Origin of the sequence: Amphritea sp., from assembly GCF_048266285.1 — a bacterium.
Lineage (GTDB): Bacteria > Pseudomonadota > Gammaproteobacteria > Pseudomonadales > Balneatricaceae > Amphritea.
On sequence record NZ_JBLWZV010000018.1, the window covers coordinates 1 to 249 of the forward strand.

The 249-nt window shown below is 57.0% G+C and carries 1 protein-coding gene; it reads left to right on the plus strand.

The features are described 5' to 3' along the window. Positions 1–249 (plus strand): hypothetical protein (locus tag ACN0T0_RS15940; protein WP_417227727.1); only part of this gene is annotated, 249 nt, incomplete at both ends.

Sequence of the window (249 nt, forward strand, 5' to 3'; positions counted from 1 at the left end):
GTCACCCGCACCAATAGCGTCAATGTCTCCAGCGTGGACTGGGCGCTCACCGGTTTAGATGCAGATGACCTCGTCTCCGGCCAAGCCCAAAATGGCAGTCTCGCTTTTGCAGCGGGTGTTGCCAGCCAGACGTTCACCATCGAAGTGTTGGGCGATAAAACCATCGAAGCGGATGAGCTGCTGAGTGTGAGTTTGTCCAATGCTGGGGATAACCTGGCCTTGGGCGCTGTGTCTCAGGTGGATACCACG